The organism is Lentzea sp. NPDC004789, assembly GCF_053601075.1.
In genome coordinates, this window is sequence record NZ_JBSGBE010000024.1 from 44,914 (window position 1) to 58,965 (window position 14,052).

At 70.5% G+C, this 14,052-nt stretch carries 15 protein-coding genes; 8 read left to right on the forward strand and 7 right to left on the reverse strand.

Annotated features, from left to right (window positions below):
* Window positions 1-29: 29 nt before the first annotated feature.
* A complete protein-coding gene (locus tag ACWEIJ_RS38685; RefSeq protein WP_449842244.1) occupies window positions 30-2,618 on the forward strand; it encodes a CHAT domain-containing protein in 2,589 nt (862 codons plus the stop codon).
* Here the strand turns inward: ACWEIJ_RS38685 and ACWEIJ_RS38690 are convergent, their stop codons facing one another.
* Window positions 2,619-3,413 carry a hypothetical protein gene (locus tag ACWEIJ_RS38690; protein ID WP_449842245.1) on the reverse strand — a complete coding sequence of 265 codons (795 nt, stop codon included), beginning with the start codon at window positions 3,411-3,413 and terminating at the stop codon, window positions 2,619-2,621.
* A 96-nt stretch (window positions 3,414-3,509) separates the two neighbouring features.
* Between ACWEIJ_RS38690 and ACWEIJ_RS38695 the strand changes: the two genes are divergently transcribed.
* Window positions 3,510-5,045, forward strand: coding sequence for an FAD-binding oxidoreductase (locus tag ACWEIJ_RS38695; protein WP_449842246.1), 1,536 nt, complete (start codon window positions 3,510-3,512; stop codon window positions 5,043-5,045).
* On the opposite strand, the gene ACWEIJ_RS38700 is transcribed toward ACWEIJ_RS38695, so the two are convergent.
* Window positions 5,026-5,301, reverse strand: coding sequence for a YggT family protein (locus tag ACWEIJ_RS38700; protein ID WP_449842247.1), 276 nt, complete (start codon window positions 5,299-5,301; stop codon window positions 5,026-5,028). The genes ACWEIJ_RS38695 and ACWEIJ_RS38700 overlap by 20 nt on opposite strands.
* A gap of 81 nt (window positions 5,302-5,382) precedes the next feature.
* Here ACWEIJ_RS38700 and ACWEIJ_RS38705 point away from each other — a divergent pair, with 81 nt between their 5' ends.
* From ACWEIJ_RS38705 to ACWEIJ_RS38725, 5 genes are all read left to right on the forward strand, one after another.
* Window positions 5,383-5,712 carry a TfoX/Sxy family protein gene (locus ACWEIJ_RS38705; protein WP_449842248.1) on the forward strand — a complete coding sequence of 110 codons (330 nt, stop codon included), beginning with the start codon at window positions 5,383-5,385 and terminating at the stop codon, window positions 5,710-5,712.
* Window positions 5,709-6,074: a hypothetical protein gene (locus ACWEIJ_RS38710; RefSeq protein WP_449842249.1), complete on the forward strand. Its 366-nt coding sequence runs from the start codon at window positions 5,709-5,711 to the stop codon at window positions 6,072-6,074. The genes ACWEIJ_RS38705 and ACWEIJ_RS38710 overlap by 4 nt, the downstream gene beginning before the upstream one ends.
* A 76-nt stretch (window positions 6,075-6,150) precedes the next feature.
* Window positions 6,151-8,475 (forward strand): immune inhibitor A domain-containing protein, encoded by a 2,325-nt coding sequence (locus ACWEIJ_RS38715; RefSeq protein WP_449842250.1) that lies wholly within the window; start codon window positions 6,151-6,153, stop codon window positions 8,473-8,475.
* A 10-nt stretch (window positions 8,476-8,485) separates the two neighbouring features.
* A complete protein-coding gene (locus ACWEIJ_RS38720) occupies window positions 8,486-8,932 on the forward strand; it encodes a nucleoside deaminase (RefSeq protein ID WP_449842251.1) in 447 nt (148 codons plus the stop codon).
* Window positions 8,933-8,973: 41 nt separating this feature from the next.
* On the forward strand, window positions 8,974-9,660 hold the full coding sequence (locus tag ACWEIJ_RS38725) for an SDR family NAD(P)-dependent oxidoreductase (RefSeq protein WP_449842252.1): 687 nt from the start codon (window positions 8,974-8,976) through the stop codon (window positions 9,658-9,660).
* A 1-nt stretch (window position 9,661) separates the two neighbouring features.
* Here ACWEIJ_RS38725 and ACWEIJ_RS38730 read toward each other — a convergent pair whose 3' ends face one another.
* Genes ACWEIJ_RS38730 through ACWEIJ_RS38740 form a run of 3 tightly spaced genes read right to left on the reverse strand, consistent with a single transcriptional unit; the run spans window position 9,662 to window position 11,907 of the window.
* On the reverse strand, window positions 9,662-10,024 hold the full coding sequence (locus ACWEIJ_RS38730; protein ID WP_449842253.1) for an STAS domain-containing protein: 363 nt from the start codon (window positions 10,022-10,024) through the stop codon (window positions 9,662-9,664).
* A gap of 33 nt (window positions 10,025-10,057) precedes the next feature.
* Window positions 10,058-10,840: an iron-containing redox enzyme family protein gene (locus ACWEIJ_RS38735; RefSeq protein WP_449842254.1), complete on the reverse strand. Its 783-nt coding sequence runs from the start codon at window positions 10,838-10,840 to the stop codon at window positions 10,058-10,060.
* Window positions 10,840-11,907, reverse strand: coding sequence for a carboxylate-amine ligase (locus ACWEIJ_RS38740; protein WP_449842255.1), 1,068 nt, complete (start codon window positions 11,905-11,907; stop codon window positions 10,840-10,842). Before ACWEIJ_RS38740 ends, ACWEIJ_RS38735 begins: the two co-directional genes overlap by 1 nt.
* Window positions 11,908-11,956: 49 nt before the next feature.
* Between ACWEIJ_RS38740 and ACWEIJ_RS38745 the strand changes: the two genes are divergently transcribed.
* The gene (locus tag ACWEIJ_RS38745; RefSeq protein ID WP_449842256.1) at window positions 11,957-12,868 is read left to right on the forward strand and encodes a DNA topoisomerase IB; all 912 of its coding nucleotides are present in this window, start codon (window positions 11,957-11,959) and stop codon (window positions 12,866-12,868) included.
* Here ACWEIJ_RS38745 and ACWEIJ_RS38750 read toward each other — a convergent pair.
* Together ACWEIJ_RS38750 and ACWEIJ_RS38755 are read right to left on the reverse strand one after the other, a co-directional pair.
* Complete coding sequence (locus tag ACWEIJ_RS38750; RefSeq protein ID WP_449842257.1) at window positions 12,855-13,289, reverse strand: DUF4383 domain-containing protein; 435 nt, start codon at window positions 13,287-13,289, stop codon at window positions 12,855-12,857. The two genes, ACWEIJ_RS38745 and ACWEIJ_RS38750, sit on opposite strands and share 14 nt — an antisense overlap.
* A gap of 42 nt (window positions 13,290-13,331) precedes the next feature.
* Window positions 13,332-14,051: a SigB/SigF/SigG family RNA polymerase sigma factor gene (locus tag ACWEIJ_RS38755; protein WP_449842258.1), complete on the reverse strand. Its 720-nt coding sequence runs from the start codon at window positions 14,049-14,051 to the stop codon at window positions 13,332-13,334.
* Between the last annotated feature and the right edge of the window lies 1 nt (window position 14,052).

The following is a 14,052-nucleotide window of genomic DNA, read 5'->3' on the forward strand; positions in this document are numbered from 1 at the left end:
CAAACTACCACACCGGTTAAAGTGACGCCGTGACCGACTTTTGTGCGGAGGACGCGCTGGAGGCCAGGCAGCGCAACCCGCGTGCGGCCGTCGAGATGGCTCGCGAGGTGCTCCGCACGACGGAAGATCGCTCGGAATGGGCGATCGCCGAACGGGCGATCGGACTGGCGTTGCGCGAGCTGCACGACTACAGCGGCTCGATTCGCCACCTGCGCCGCTCGATCCGCATCGCCACCGACGCGTCGTTGCCCCGCCTGTCCGCTCTGGCGCAGATGAGCCTCGCGTGGGTGCTCGCCTACACGGGCCGGCACCGCGCCGCCCTGCGCGCGCTGGACGTCGCCATGCCGGAGCTCTCCGGTGCCGACGCGGTCGCGGCGCTGATGCAACGCGGTGTCGTCTTCCACTACCTCACCCGCTACGACGACGCCCAGCGCGACTACACCGCGGCCATCGGCGGTGCTCGGCGCGTGGAGGACAAGTTGGTCGAGGCGCGCGCGTACAACAACCGCGGGCTCGTGCGCGCGTACGTGGGCAACATGCGCGAGGCGGCCGCGGACTTCGACGTGGCCGCTTCGCTGCTCGGTTCGCTGGGGCAGGAACTGGGCGTCGCGGACGTGCACTGGAACGCGGGCATCATGGCGACGCGGTCCGGTGACGTGCCGGCCGCGCTGACGTTGTTCGACAAGGCCGACGAGGTCTACCGGCGGCTCGACGTGCCGCGGCCGGCGCTGCTGGTGAACCGGCTGGAGCTGCTGGTCTCCGTGCCGCTGGTCGACGAGGCCCGTGCGGCGGCCGACCGGGCGATCACCGAGCTGAAAGCGCTGAAGAACCCGTTCGCCACCTCGGAGGCGTTGTACTTCCGCGCCCGCATCGCGCTGCTGGACGACGATCCCGACGCCGCCAACGCGTTCGCGGCCGAGGCCCGCCGCCGGTTCCGCCGCGAGCAACGGCCGCTGTGGGCGGCCGGTGCGCGCTACCTGGAGCTGCACGCCGCGGTGCTGCGCGGGGACCGCACCCGGCCGTTGCGGCTCGCACTGTCGCGCGTGGCCGCCGAGCTCGACGCGATGGACTGGCGGCTGCCCGCGCTGGAGGCCCGGATCGACGCCGGACTGGTCGCCGCCGACCTCGGGCATCGCGCGCGGGCGGTCGCGGAGCTGTCCGTGGCCGCCGCCGCGCGAACACGCGGACCGGCCGGGCTGCGCGTTCGCGGCTGGTACGCGGAAGCGTTGCGGCGCAAGCTCTCCGGCGACGTCCGCGGCACGTCCGCCGCGCTGCGCCGCGGTGTTTCGCTGCTGGACGAGTACCGGGTGTCCCTGGGCGCGGCCGAGTTGAGGGCGTCGACGGGCGTGCAGGGGCAGGCTCTCGCGTTGGAGGGGCTGAGGCTGGCCGTGGCGTCCGGGAACGCCGGGCGGGTGCTGTCGTGGACCGAGAGCTGGCGTGCGGGGGCGCTGCGGATGAAGTCCGTGTCGCCGCCGGACGACCCGCGCCTGGAGGACGCGCTGGCGTCGTTGCGGGCGGTGTCCGCGGACGTCGAGTCGGCGCTGCTGGCCGGCAAACCCGCCGGGGCGTTGCGGGCCAAGCTGGTTCGCGCCGAGCAACGCGTCCGCGACCTCACCCGGCAGATGTCCGGCGGGGGAGCGGTGTTCAAGCCGCCGTCGGTGGCGTCGCTGGCTTCGGCGCTGGGGACCGCCGCACTGATCGAGTTCGTCGAGTACGACGGTTCGCTGATGGCCGTGGTGCTGGCGGGTGGCCGGGCCTCGCTGCACTCGCTCGGTTCGCTGGACGGCGTGGTCCGCGAGATCCGGTTGCTGCGCTTCGCGTTGCACCGGCTGGTGACGCTGCCGCCGCAGCTGCCGAACCTGGCCGTGGCACGGTCTTCCGCCGCGCACGCGGCTTCTCTTCTGGCGCAACGGTTGCTGGCACCGCTGGCGGCCCGGATCGACGGACGGCCGTTGGTCGTGGTGCCGACCGGGGCGTTGAACGGCCTGCCGTGGGCCGTGCTGGAACGCCAGGTGACCGTGGCGCCGTCGGCTTCGGTGTGGCTGCGCGCCTGCTCGGCCGCCGACGCGTGCGGGGAGGCGGTGCTGGCGGCCGGGCCGCGGATGACCGCCGCGCCCGCGGAGATCAAGGCGATCAGCTCGCACGTGCCCGGCCGTGTTCTCGTGGACGCCGAGGCGACCGTGAGCGCTGTTGCGTCCGCAATGGACGGTGCCGCGCTGGCGCACATCGCCGCCCACGGCTCGTTCCGCGTCGACAACCCGTTGTTCAGCGCCTTGGAGCTGGCCGACGGGCCGTTGACCGTCTACGACATCGAGCGCCTGCGGACGCCGCCGGCTCGGGTGGTGCTGTCGGCGTGCGACACCGGGCAGTCGGCGGTGCGGCCGGGGGACGAGCTGATGGGGTTCACGGCGGCGCTGCTCGGGCTGGGCACCCGGACGTTGATCGCGCCGGTGGTGCCGGTGCCCACCGACGGCACGGCGCCGGTGATGGTGGAGCTGCACCAGAAGCTGGCCGCGGGGATGGCGCCCGCGGAGGCCCTGGCCGCGGTGCAACGGGCCGCGGCCGACGACGCGGCCTACGCCGCTGCCGTCGGGTTCGTGTGCTTCGGCGCGGGCTGATCACTTCGGCGGCGGCACGCGGTAGAGCTGCAACGCGCTCTGCCCCGAGCAGCCGTACTCGCCGGGCTGGGTCTGCACGCGGGGCGGGTACCACGCCGCAACGGTGCCGTCGGCGAGTCGCACGCCGTTCAGGCACGAACTGCCACCACTGGCGATGATGCCGATCGCGCCGTTCTCGACGAAGGCGTCCAGGCGCGGGTCCGCCCACGGCAGCTTGGTCCGCGCGTCCACCGGCATCGGCGGCAGCTCGGCGCGCAACGCGGCGAGCACCTCGTCCCGGGTGGGAGCGGCCGGCAGTTCGGCGAGGATCTTCTTGAAGGCTTCGGGATAGGTGTCCGGCACGCCCGTCTGCTGGACCGGCGGCGGTGTGATCGGCCTGGGGTTCTCGGGGCAGCGGATGCGGTCGGGGCCGCCCTTCGTGACGCCGTAGTAGGTGAAGTCGGCGCGGTAGCAGGCGGTCACCGGGTTCCTCTGCCAGAGCCGGAAGGACGGCGGATCCTCCGCGGTGCCGGGGTCGTAGATGCGGAACAGCAGCGTCACGCGGACCTTTTCCGGGTCGTTGGTCGGGCTGTCCGTGATCCCGATGACCGCGAAGTACTTCGGGTCGGTGTTCCCCCACAGCGCGGAACGGGCGTAGGCGTTGCCGTCGATGCCGACCGGGTAGGCGATGCGGTCCGCGACCTCCTGGGCCTTCCGGTCGGTGGTGTTGTTGCCGTCCGGTCTCGTCACGGCGTACATGGCCCAGCCGAGCACGGTCATCACGACCAGCAGAAGTGCGACCCCCAGGGACTTCATGCCCGTGCACGCTAGTGCCGCGGCGGGGTGGCGCGCGCGAGTACTTCTACTCAACGCCCATTCCAGAACGGCAGCGTTTCGCTTAGGTTGCTCCGCATGACAACGAGGTCGTGGTGGGGCTGGGGCACCGTCGAGGACGCCGTCACCCCCGCCGAACGCCGTGCGCTGGTCGACCGGGTCCGTGCCGTGCTGCCGGACGCGGACCTGACGTTCCACGCCGCGCCCGATCCCTCGTCGCTGGACGTTCCGCCGCCGCGGATCCGGCCTCCCGGTGAGCTGTACTCCGTCGACGCCGTCGATCGGCTCGCTCATGCCCGCGGTCAGGCCTACCGCGACGTCACCAGGAACCTCGCCGGTGAGGTCGGGCCGTTGCCGGACGCGGTCGCGCGGCCGCGGACCGAGCAGGACGTCGTGGACGTGCTGGACTGGTGTTCGTCCCACGACGTCGCGGTGATTCCGTTCGGTGGCGGCACCTCCGTGGTCGGCGGGGTCGAGCCGCGGGACCTCGGACGGGTCGTGACGCTGGACCTCTCGTCGCTGGACCGGGTGCTGGAGGTGGATCCCGTCAGCCGGGCCGCGCGGATCCAGGCCGGGGTGTTCGGGCCGTCGCTGGAGACGCAGCTGAAGCCGTTCGGGTTGACGTTGCGGCACTTCCCGCAGTCGTTCGAGTTCTCGACGCTCGGCGGCTGGCTCGCGACCCGTGCCGGCGGCCACTACGCCACGCTCTACACGCACATCGACGACCTGACCGAGTCGCTGCGGGTCGTGACCCCCGCCGGGGTGTCCGAGTCGCGGCGGTTGCCGGGGTCGGGCGCGGGACCGTCGCCCGACCGGCTCTTCCTGGGCTCGGAAGGCACGTTGGGCGTGATCACCGAGGCGTGGCTGCGGTTGCAGTCGCCACCGGTGTTCCGCGCCGGTGCCTCGGTGCGGTTCTCGTCGTGGGAAAGGGCGGTCGAGGCGACGCGGCTGATCGCGCAGTCGGGGTTGCACCCGGCGAACTGCCGGCTGCTGGATCCGGCGGAGGCGTTCCTCAACGCCGGTGCGGCCTCCTCCGTGCTGGTGCTGGCCTTCGAGTCGGCTTCGCACCCGGTCGACGCGTTGCTGGCGCGGGCGCTGGAGCTCTGCGGTGACGGCGAGGTGGTCGAGGGCGCGGCACGGCAGTGGCGGAAGTCGTTCCTGCGCATGCCCTACCAGCGCGACGCGATGGCCCAGCACGCGATGATCACCGAGACGTTCGAGACGGCCTGCACCTGGGACCGGTTCCCCGCGCTGCACGCCGCCGTGACCGAGGCCGCGACCAGGGTTCTTCGGGACGTGTGCGGCGCCGGCATCGTCACGTGCCGCTTCACCCACGTCTACCCGGACGGCCCGGCGCCCTACTACGGCGTCTACGCGCCGGGCCGGTGGGGCGGCCTCACCGCGCAGTGGGACGAGATCAAGGCCGCGGTGTCGGAGGCGTTGATCTCGTCCGGCGGCACGATCACCCACCACCACGCCGTCGGCCGCGACCACATGCCCTGGTACGCGCGTCAGCGTCCATCGGTGTTCGGCCTGGCGCTGTCCGGTGCCAAAGCCGCGCTGGACCCGGCCGGGGTGCTCAACCCCGGCGTCCTCACCACACGATCGACCTGAGGATCAGCGCCGCCACGAACACGACCGTGAACGCGAGGTCCAGCCCGAACCCGCCGAACCGCAACGGCGGCAACACCCGTCGCACCGGCGACAGCACCGGTTCGGTCACCGCGTGCGTCACCCGCCGCGTCTTCCACACCCAGTCACCCCGCGCCTCCAGCGTGACCGCCCAGTCCACGATCATCCTGCCGATCATCACGAGGATGAACAGCGTCAACAGCCACCCGAGCACGAAGCCGACCAAGCCGAACAACATGGCCTCCCTTTGTCCTGTATGTCCATGAAGCCACACGAATCTGAGAGGCGCCTGGCAACTCGCTGAGACAGTATTCAGGCTGTGGCGTACGACGAAGGCCTGGCCCATCGCCTGGGCGATGCACTGGGGCCGTTGCCGGGCATCATCGCGAAGAAGATGTTCGGCGGCATCGTGTTCATGTGGAACGGGAACATGCTGGTGGGGGTCATGGGCTCGGACCTGATCGCCCGCGTGGGGCCGGAGGGGCACGCCGACGCGCTGGCCCAGCCCGGTGCCAGGGTCTTCGACTTCACCAGGCGGCCGATGAACGGCTGGGTGGTCGTCGACGGCGCGGTGGTGGCGGAGGACGCGGCGCTGGACGACTGGATCGCGCGGTGCCGTGAGTTCGTGGAGGCGCTGCCGCCGAAATGAGCCTCGTGGAGAGCGTCCGGGCGGCGCTGGACGGCTACCGGTACGTCTCCGAGACGTCGGCGCTCGGCGGCGTGGTGTTCGAGTGGGACGGTGATCCGCTGGTCGGTGTCGTGGACGACGAACTGGTCGTGCGCGTTCCAGGTGGCGGCTGGGAAACCGTCCACCACGAGCCGGATCGCGGGCGGCTGCAACGGATGCTGCTCGACCACACCCGCCACCCCGTTCTCCGTCAGCTCGCGGTCACCTGCCTGGGGCACGTCGGGCGGCTGGAGGGCGAGGTGCTGGCCGAGGTCGTGCCTCGCCTCCAGGAGCTGCCCGAGGACGCGTTGCAGGACATCGAGAGCTACCGCGGGTCCGGTTAGTCCCGACTTTCGGACGTGTTGAGCCACCGGCCAACTACGTAGCGTGCCCTCCGGATTCCGAGGAGGGGAACGAACCGTGCGAAGAGTTCTGGCGGGAGCAGCGGCGCTCACGCTCATCACCGCGGGCCTGGTCACACCGGCGACGGCGGCACCACCCGCCCAGCCCGAGAAGCAGGAGACGCGACGGTCCGACGAGCAGCCGCACGAGCTGGAGGTCAAGCGGCGCGCGTTGAAGCAGCAGGCGCTCGAGAACGTGCTGACCGGGGCGGCGAAGACGGAGAAGCGCGGCAGCAGCACCGTCGCGAAGGTCGGTCAGAAGCAGGGCAAGGACCAGTACGTCGAGCTCAAGCGGGAGAAGACCGACAAGATCTTCGTGATCCTCGCGGAGTTCGGCGACGAGCGGCACCCCGACTACCCCGACCGCGACACCGACCCCAAGACGGCGGGGCCGCAGCGGTTCGACGGGCCGCTGCGCAACCAGATCCCCGAGCCGGACCGGGCCGTGGACAACACGACGATCTGGCAGCCGGACTACAGTCGCGCGCACTTCCAGGACCTGTACTTCTCGCACAAGAAGAACGCCAACTCCGTCGCGAACTTCTACGACAAGCAGTCGAGCGGCAGGTACACGGTCGACGGCACCGTCACGGACTGGGTGAAGGTCCGCTACAACGAGGCGCGTTACGGCCGCAGCAACGGTTACCCGTGCGGTGACAACATCTGCGACAACGTCCGCGAGCTGGTCAAGGACGCGGTCAACCAGTGGGCCGCCGACCAGAAGGCCGCCGGCCGAACCGCCGAGCAGATCAAGGCGCAGCTGGCCGAGTACGACCAGTGGGACCGCTACGACTACGACGGCGACGGCGATTTCAACGAGCCCGACGGCTACATCGACCACTTCCAGATCGTGCACGCGGGCGGTGACCAGGCCGACGGTGACCCGTGGCAGGGTGAGGACGCGATCTGGAGCCACCGCGGCTACGCGTTCAAGAACTACTCGACCGGGCCCGGTACCAACAAGCTCGGCGGCACGCAGATCGGTGACACCGGCATCTGGGTCGGCGACTACACCATGCAGCCCGAGAACGGCGGCGTCGCCGTGTTCGCGCACGAGTTCGGGCACGACCTCGGGCTGCCCGACCACTACGACACCAACGGCGGTTCGAACGGCGTCAACTGGTGGTCGGTCATGGGGCAGGACCGGGCCAACGCGCCCGGCGAGGCTCCCGGTGAGCGCCCGAACGAGTTCTCCGCGTGGGACAAGCTGCAGCTGGGCTGGCTCGACTACGAGGTCGCGGTCGCGGGCCAGGAACGCGTGTTCGAGCTCGGGCCGCACGAGTACAACACCGCGAAGGCCCAGGGACTCGTGGTCGTGCTGCCGGACACCTCCAAGTCCTACGACTACGGCACGCCGTTCGCCGGTACCAAGATGTGGTGGAGTGATCAGGGCAACGGCCTCGACCACTCCATGACCGCACCGCTGGACCTGCGCGGCAAGAAGTCGGCGTCGGTCACGCTGAAGGCGCGCTACGACGTCGAGAAGGACTACGACTACCTCTACGTCGAAGCGTCCAATGAGGACGGCAGCTGGACACAGCTCGACGGCACCGCCGGTGGTGCCGCGTTCGCCCGCGACTCGGCCGGGGCGCCCGCGATCACCGGGACGTCGGGCGGTCAGTGGGTGGACGTGAACGTGTCGCTGGACGCGTACGCGGGCAAGAACACCAAGCTGCGCCTCGCCTACCGCACCGACGGTGCCGTGTCGCTGCAGGGCTTCTTCGCCGACCAGATCACCGTGACCGCGGACGGCACACCGGTGCTGACGGACGGCGCGGAGACCACGTCGCCGTGGACCACGCGCGGCTTCCGCACGACCACGGGCAAGGAGACGAAGACGTTCGACCAGTTCTACGTCGCGTCGAACCGCACCTACGAGTCGTACGGCCAGTACAACAAGACCGGGCCGTACCGCTACAGCTTCCCGGACAAGCCGCACTTCGTGGAGCACTTCCCGTACCAGGACGGCCTGCTGGTGTCGTTGTGGAACACGAGCTTCCTCGACAACAACGTCAGCGAGCACCCCGGTGAGGGCCTGATCCTGCCGATCGACGCCAACCCGGCGCCGATCTACAACCTCGAAGGTCAGCGCTGGTCGACCTCGGTGGCCGGCTACGACGCGCCGTTCTCGCTGCAGAAGTCGGACTCCTTCACGTTGCACGTCAACGGCAAGGCCTCCTACGTCCGCGGTGCCGCGGCTCAGCCGGTGTTCGACGACACCAAGCAGTACTGGTACGCCGAGCAGCCCAACGCGGGCGTGAAGCTGCCCGCGGCCGGCGTCGGCCTGCGCGTGCTGCGGCAGTCCGGCACGTCGATGACGGTGAAGTTGTTCAAGACGAAGTAGTTTGAAGCGCATGACCTCTGCTTCAGACATGCTGGCCGTCGCCGTCGAAGAGGCGCGGATGGGACTCGCCGAAGGGGGAATTCCCATCGGCGCGGCGCTCTTCGACGGCGACGGCCGTCTGCTGGGCCGGGGCCACAACCGCCGCGTGCAGGACGGCGACGCGTCCATGCACGCGGAGACCTCGGCCTTCCGCAACGCCGGCCGTCAGCGCAGCTACCGCGGCACGACCATGGTCACGACGCTGTCGCCGTGCTGGTACTGCAGCGGCCTGGTCCGCCAGTTCGGCATCTCGAACGTGCTGATCGGCGAGGCGACGACGTTCTACGGCGGCCACGACTGGCTGGCCGAGCACGGCGTCGGCATCACGATCGCCGACAACGCCGAGTGCATCGAGATGATGACGTCGTTCATCGCCGAACGGCCGGAGCTCTGGTACGAGGACATCGGCCAGGACTGAGCCGTTGACCTGGAGCGCGCTCCAGGCCGTAGGTTGCAGGCATGTCCTCCGTGCTGATCACCGGCGCCAACAAGGGCCTCGGCCACGAGACCGCCCGTCAGCTCGTCCTCGCCGCTCACACTGTGTGGCTGGGCAGCAGGGACTTCACGCGCGGGCAGGAGGCAGCCGACCGCCTCGGCGCCCGCCCCGTCCAGCTCGACGTCACCTCCGACGCCTCGGTGGCCGCGGCGGCCGAGACCGTCGGGGAGCTGGACGTGCTGGTCAACAACGCCGGCATCGCTCCGGAGTGGACGGAGTCCGGCGTGGTGGGGGCCGCTGAGCTCACCGCGGACCTGATGCGCGAGACGTTCGAGGTCAACCTCTTCGGCATGGTCCGCGTGCTGCACGCGTTCCTGCCGTTGCTGCAGCGCTCCGCCGCGCCGGTCGTGGTCAACGTCAGCAGCCGGCTCGCCTCGCTCGCCACGGCGGCCGCGGGCAGCGGCTACCCCGGTGTCGCCTACCCGGTGTCCAAGGCCGCGGTCAACATGGTCACGGTGCAGTACGCCAAGGCGTTCCCGGACATGCGGATCAACGCCGTCGAGCCGGGCTTCACCGCCACCGACCTGAACCGCGGTGCGGGACGGCAGACCGTCGAGCAGGGTGCCGAGATCATCGTGCGGATGGCGCAAATCGGTCCAGATGGCCCGACCGGCGGTTACTTCGACGCGAACGGTCCCCTGCCGTGGTGACTCAGGACGTGTAGCGCGCCACGGCCTCGTCGACCGACCCCAGGATCGTGAAGACGGAGTCCAGCCCGGTCGCCTCGATCGGGCGCAGCGCGGCGCGCGACGACGCCACGACGACGAAGTCGATCTCGGCGCGGGTCGCCCGCTGCTGACCGAGCACCAGCGCCTCCAGACCGGCCGAACCCAGGAACCGCACCCCGCTCAGGTCGACCACGACAGCGCGGTTGCCGGACACCACGTGGCTGTTCAGCGGTGTGGTCAGCTCGCTGCTGCTCGTGGTGTCGAGCTCGCCGGACACGTGCAGCACGACGACGTCGGCTGTGCTGCGGTCGACGACCACGGAGGCCAGAGCGGTCGGGTCGGGCACGCTGTCTCCCTTCGAACCTTCACACGGGGGTGTTCAGCACCCCACGTTAACCTTGCCATGCGAGAGCAGCCACCGTCCGCGCAACGAGGTGCGGCCTGCCTGCAGGGCCGCGTGGACGTGCTGGGTGAGCCGGGCGTGCAGCTCGTGGCACGCGGTGAAGCCGAGACGGACGTCGTCCGGCGGGCACTGGACGGGCAGCAGCTGGGCGAACGGGTCACCGCCGATCGTGTCGACGGCGCTCAGGAAGCCGACCAGTGCGCCGACCAGGCGCTGGTGCAGGCCGAACAACGACAGGGCGTTCACCAGCGCCAGCGTCACGGCCGGCAGCTCGTCGACGCCGGCGGGGTCGAGGTCGAGGTCGCGCAGCGTCACGGTGAACAGCACCGAGTGCGTTCGTTCGGAACGGGTGCCGTAGGCGTCGCCCTGGATGTCGCGCAGCACCGAGCGCATCTCGCGGCGCGGCTGCCAGAACGCGTGGTGCTTGCGCAGCTCGGCCATGCCCTCGTCGTCCAGCAACGCGGGCTGCGTGGTCTCCTGGGTGGTCTCGGTGAGCGAGCGCAGCGCCTCCTCCCAGCGCGCCTCCAGCGCCGCGTGGAACTGGGCCAGCGCCGGGTGGTCCTCCCAGCCGGCGGCCACGTCGTCGAACCCGCGCATCCGCAGCTCGTAGCAGATCCACAACGACAGCTGCAGGTCGTCGTCGAGGAAGATCTCCCTGGTGCCCGTGCTCACGAGCAGTGCCGGGCGGGGCAGTGGCGGCTCGCGGAGTGCGGCGACCAGGGCGGAGCTCATGTGGCCGCGGGGAGCGGGGAGGCGCATCAGGTTTCCTCACGCGTTCGGGCGATCAGCATGTCCACAAGGGACTCGGGGTCCGGGCAGCGTCGTTGCCGGGCGGCACCGCAGCCGTTGTGGCGCAACCAGTCCATCTGGCGCTCCACAGTAGACAGAGTGCCGCGATCGCGCAGCGCGACCGCGACGTGCTCAACGAGCTCCACTGCCCGGTCGAACGCGGGGGAGAGTTTTCCGGTGTGTGGATCGGCGGCCAGTCCGTCGACCCCGTCGCGCGACGCCCGCCAATATGCCGCCCGCAGCACGGAGTCGTCCACCCTCTGTTCGGAGGGTTCCGACACGACGAGGGCTCGGATCAGCTCCGCGAGAACGGTGACTTCCGTTGCCAGTTGCGGAATGTCCGCAACGCGCACTTCGACGGTCGGGTGGTTCGCCGAGGGGCGTACGTCCCAGTACACCATCGCCCGGTCCAGCAACGCCTGCGTCGAGATGATCGCCTCGACGGTCCGGTCGTAGTGCTCGGGGCCGTCCCACGACGGCGGCGGTCCGCTCACCGGCCACCGCGACCACACCATCGACCGCCAGCTCGCGTACCCGGTGTCCTCTCCTTCGTAGATCGGCGAGTTCGCGCTCAACGCCAGCAGCGTCGGCAGCCACGCCCGCAGCTTGTTGGACGCCCGCAGGGCCTCCGCCCTGTCCTCGACGCCCACGTGCACGTGCAGCCCGCAAGCACCCTGCCCGATCACGAGTCTCCGGTGCGAGTACTCGATCTGGTGATATCTGGGGTCGTCGGTGCCGGGAGGAGGTCCGGCCCTCCCGATCGGCGGCATCCCCGTCGCCACGAGCCGGCACCCGGCCTCGTCGGCGGCCCGCACCAGCACCCGCCGCGCCGCGCGCACCTGCTCGTCCAGCTCCTCGAACGACGAGGTCACGCCGGTGGCGATCTCGATCTGGAACGGCGTCAGCTCGCCCTGCACGTCGAGATCGCCCGGCGCGTGCGCGAGCTCGCGAACCCGCGGCGCGAGCGGGACCGGTCGTCTCGTCTCCGGATCCACCAGCAGGAACTCCTGCTCGACCCCAACCGTGTAGTCGTTCATCGGCGAGCGGGTACCCGGAGGCCGTGCCGATCAACCCCCAAGATCAACCATGAGACTTCGCCGCAGCGACCCGGCTGGACCGGGCTGGACGCGCCGCCGTCACGGCGGTGGCTTCCGCTACCTCGACGCGCAGGGCCAGCCCCTGAGCGCCGACGCCATCGCGCGGGTGAAAGCCCTGGTCATCCCGCCCGCGTGGCGCGAGGTCTGGATCTCCCCGCACCCCAACGGCCACATCCAGGCGGTCGGCTACGACGATGCCGGCCGACGGCAGTACCTCTACCACGAGAAGTGGCGGGCCGACCGCGACGCCGAGAAGTTCGACCGCGTGCTCAGGCTCGCCCCGCGGCTGAAGCGGTTCCGCGAGCAGGTCCTGAAGGACATGCGGTCGCGCGGCCCCCGGCGGTTGCTCGCCATCGCCCTGCGCATGCTCGACCTCGGTGTCTTCCGCGTCGGTCATGAGGAGTACACAGAGGACAACGGCACCCACGGTGTCGCCACCCTGCTCTGCGAGCACCTCAGCGTGCGCGGCGACCGCGTCCGGTTCCGGTTCCCCGCCAAGCACGGCGTCGAGGTCGACGAGGAGATCACCGACCCGCGGCTGGCGCGAGCCGTCCGGACGCTGCTCAAGGACCGGACCCCGGACTGCCGCGTCTTCGACATCACCGCCGACGACGTCAACGGACGGTTCCGCGAGCTGGTCGGTGACGAGTTCAGCGTGAAGGACCTGCGCACCTGGCACGCCACCGTGTTCGCCGCCCAGGCCTTCGCGGCCCAGGCCAAGCCCACCAAGCGGGCGGTCAGCGCGGTGATGAAGGAGGTGTCCGAACGCTTGGGCAACACCCCGGCCGTGGCCAGGAAGTCCTACGTGGATCCGCGCCTGACCGAGGCGTTCGAACGTGGTGAGGTGATCGGCAACGGCGACCCGGAGCGAGCCGTGCTGAAACTGCTCAAGCGGTCTTGAGGGCAGCGGCCGCCGCCGCGCGGTCGCACTGCCGGCACCAGGCGGCGCCCTGGGCCGCGGCCAGCGCGGCGAACCCGGCGAAGAGGTGCAGCGCATTGCTGCCGGGGTTGACGTTCAGGAAGTTGACGACCTGGTCGTCGTAGCGGGCGAGCCCGAGCCCGAACACGACGAGGAACAGCATCGCCACGAGCAACCCGGTGCCGCTCAACGCCTTCAGCCGCGGGGCCGCGAGCACCAGCGCTGCGCCGAACACGACGTGGATGGTGTTCTGCAACGGGTTGACGCGCAGCAGCAGAACCGAGGTGTCGGACTCGCCCGCGAAGGACGAGAAACCGGTCACGAAGAAACCGGCCGCTCCCCAGAGCACGAGCAGGGCGCCAGTGCTGATCGCCAGCTTCTGGGGCCACCGCAACCGGTTCATGCGGTCAGTATCGCGAAAACCGGACATTCCCGCTCGCCCATTTCACTCGTCCGCCAGGAGGTTGTGCCGCAGCTGCTCCAGCGACTTGGTGAGCAGGCGGGAGACGTGCATCTGGGAGATCCCGACGCGGCGCGCGATCTCCGTCTGGGTGAGCCGGCCGAAGAACCGCAGCACCACGATGGTCCGCTCACGCCGGGGAAGGCCCCGCAGCATCGGCTGCAGGGCCTCGTGGATCTCGACACCCTCCAGCGCCGGGTCGTCGACCGTGGAGGACTCCAGCGAGTCGAGCGGCGCGAAGGCGACGTTCTTCTCCACCCGCAGGCCCTCGTAGACGTCGGACAGCGGGATCCCCAGGTGCCGGGCGATCTCGGAGGGAGTGGGAGATCGCCCGGTCTTGTGCGACAGCTCGGCGGTCGCGCCGTCGATCGAGTCGCACAGCTCCTTCAACCTGCGCGGTACCCGCACCGCCCAGCACTGGTCCCGGAAGTGGCGGCGCACCTCACCGGTGATCGTGGGCACGGCGTAGGACAGGAAGTCCGTCTGCCGGCCCACGTCGAACCGGTCGATGGCGTTGATCAGTCCGACCGCCGCCACCTGTGCGAGGTCCTCCATCGGCTCGCCGCGTTCGCTGAAGCGGCGGGCGATGTGCCTGGCGAGCGGGAGGTACTCGCGCACCAGCCGGTCCCGCAGCGCGTAGTAGCGCGGCGAGTCACGGCCGGTGCGCGCGAGTTCCTCGAACGCCGCGTGCTGATCTGGCGTCAAG

Bases quoted from the DNA above. Each gene is read 5' to 3' on its own strand.
- ACWEIJ_RS38690 (WP_449842245.1), bottom strand. From the start codon at position 3,413: ATGAAGTCCCTGGGGGTCGCACTTCTGCTGGTCGTGATGACCGTGCTC.
- ACWEIJ_RS38695 (WP_449842246.1), top strand. From the start codon at position 3,510: ATGACAACGAGGTCGTGGTGGGGCTGGGGCACCGTCGAGGACGCCGTC.
- ACWEIJ_RS38700 (WP_449842247.1), bottom strand. From the start codon at position 5,301: ATGTTGTTCGGCTTGGTCGGCTTCGTGCTCGGGTGGCTGTTGACGCTG.
- ACWEIJ_RS38710 (WP_449842249.1), top strand. From the start codon at position 5,709: ATGAGCCTCGTGGAGAGCGTCCGGGCGGCGCTGGACGGCTACCGGTAC.
- ACWEIJ_RS38720 (WP_449842251.1), top strand. From the start codon at position 8,486: ATGACCTCTGCTTCAGACATGCTGGCCGTCGCCGTCGAAGAGGCGCGG.
- ACWEIJ_RS38725 (WP_449842252.1), top strand. From the start codon at position 8,974: ATGTCCTCCGTGCTGATCACCGGCGCCAACAAGGGCCTCGGCCACGAG.
- ACWEIJ_RS38735 (WP_449842254.1), bottom strand. From the start codon at position 10,840: ATGCGCCTCCCCGCTCCCCGCGGCCACATGAGCTCCGCCCTGGTCGCC.
- ACWEIJ_RS38740 (WP_449842255.1), bottom strand. From the start codon at position 11,907: ATGAACGACTACACGGTTGGGGTCGAGCAGGAGTTCCTGCTGGTGGAT.
- ACWEIJ_RS38745 (WP_449842256.1), top strand. From the start codon at position 11,957: ATGAGACTTCGCCGCAGCGACCCGGCTGGACCGGGCTGGACGCGCCGC.
- ACWEIJ_RS38750 (WP_449842257.1), bottom strand. From the start codon at position 13,289: ATGAACCGGTTGCGGTGGCCCCAGAAGCTGGCGATCAGCACTGGCGCC.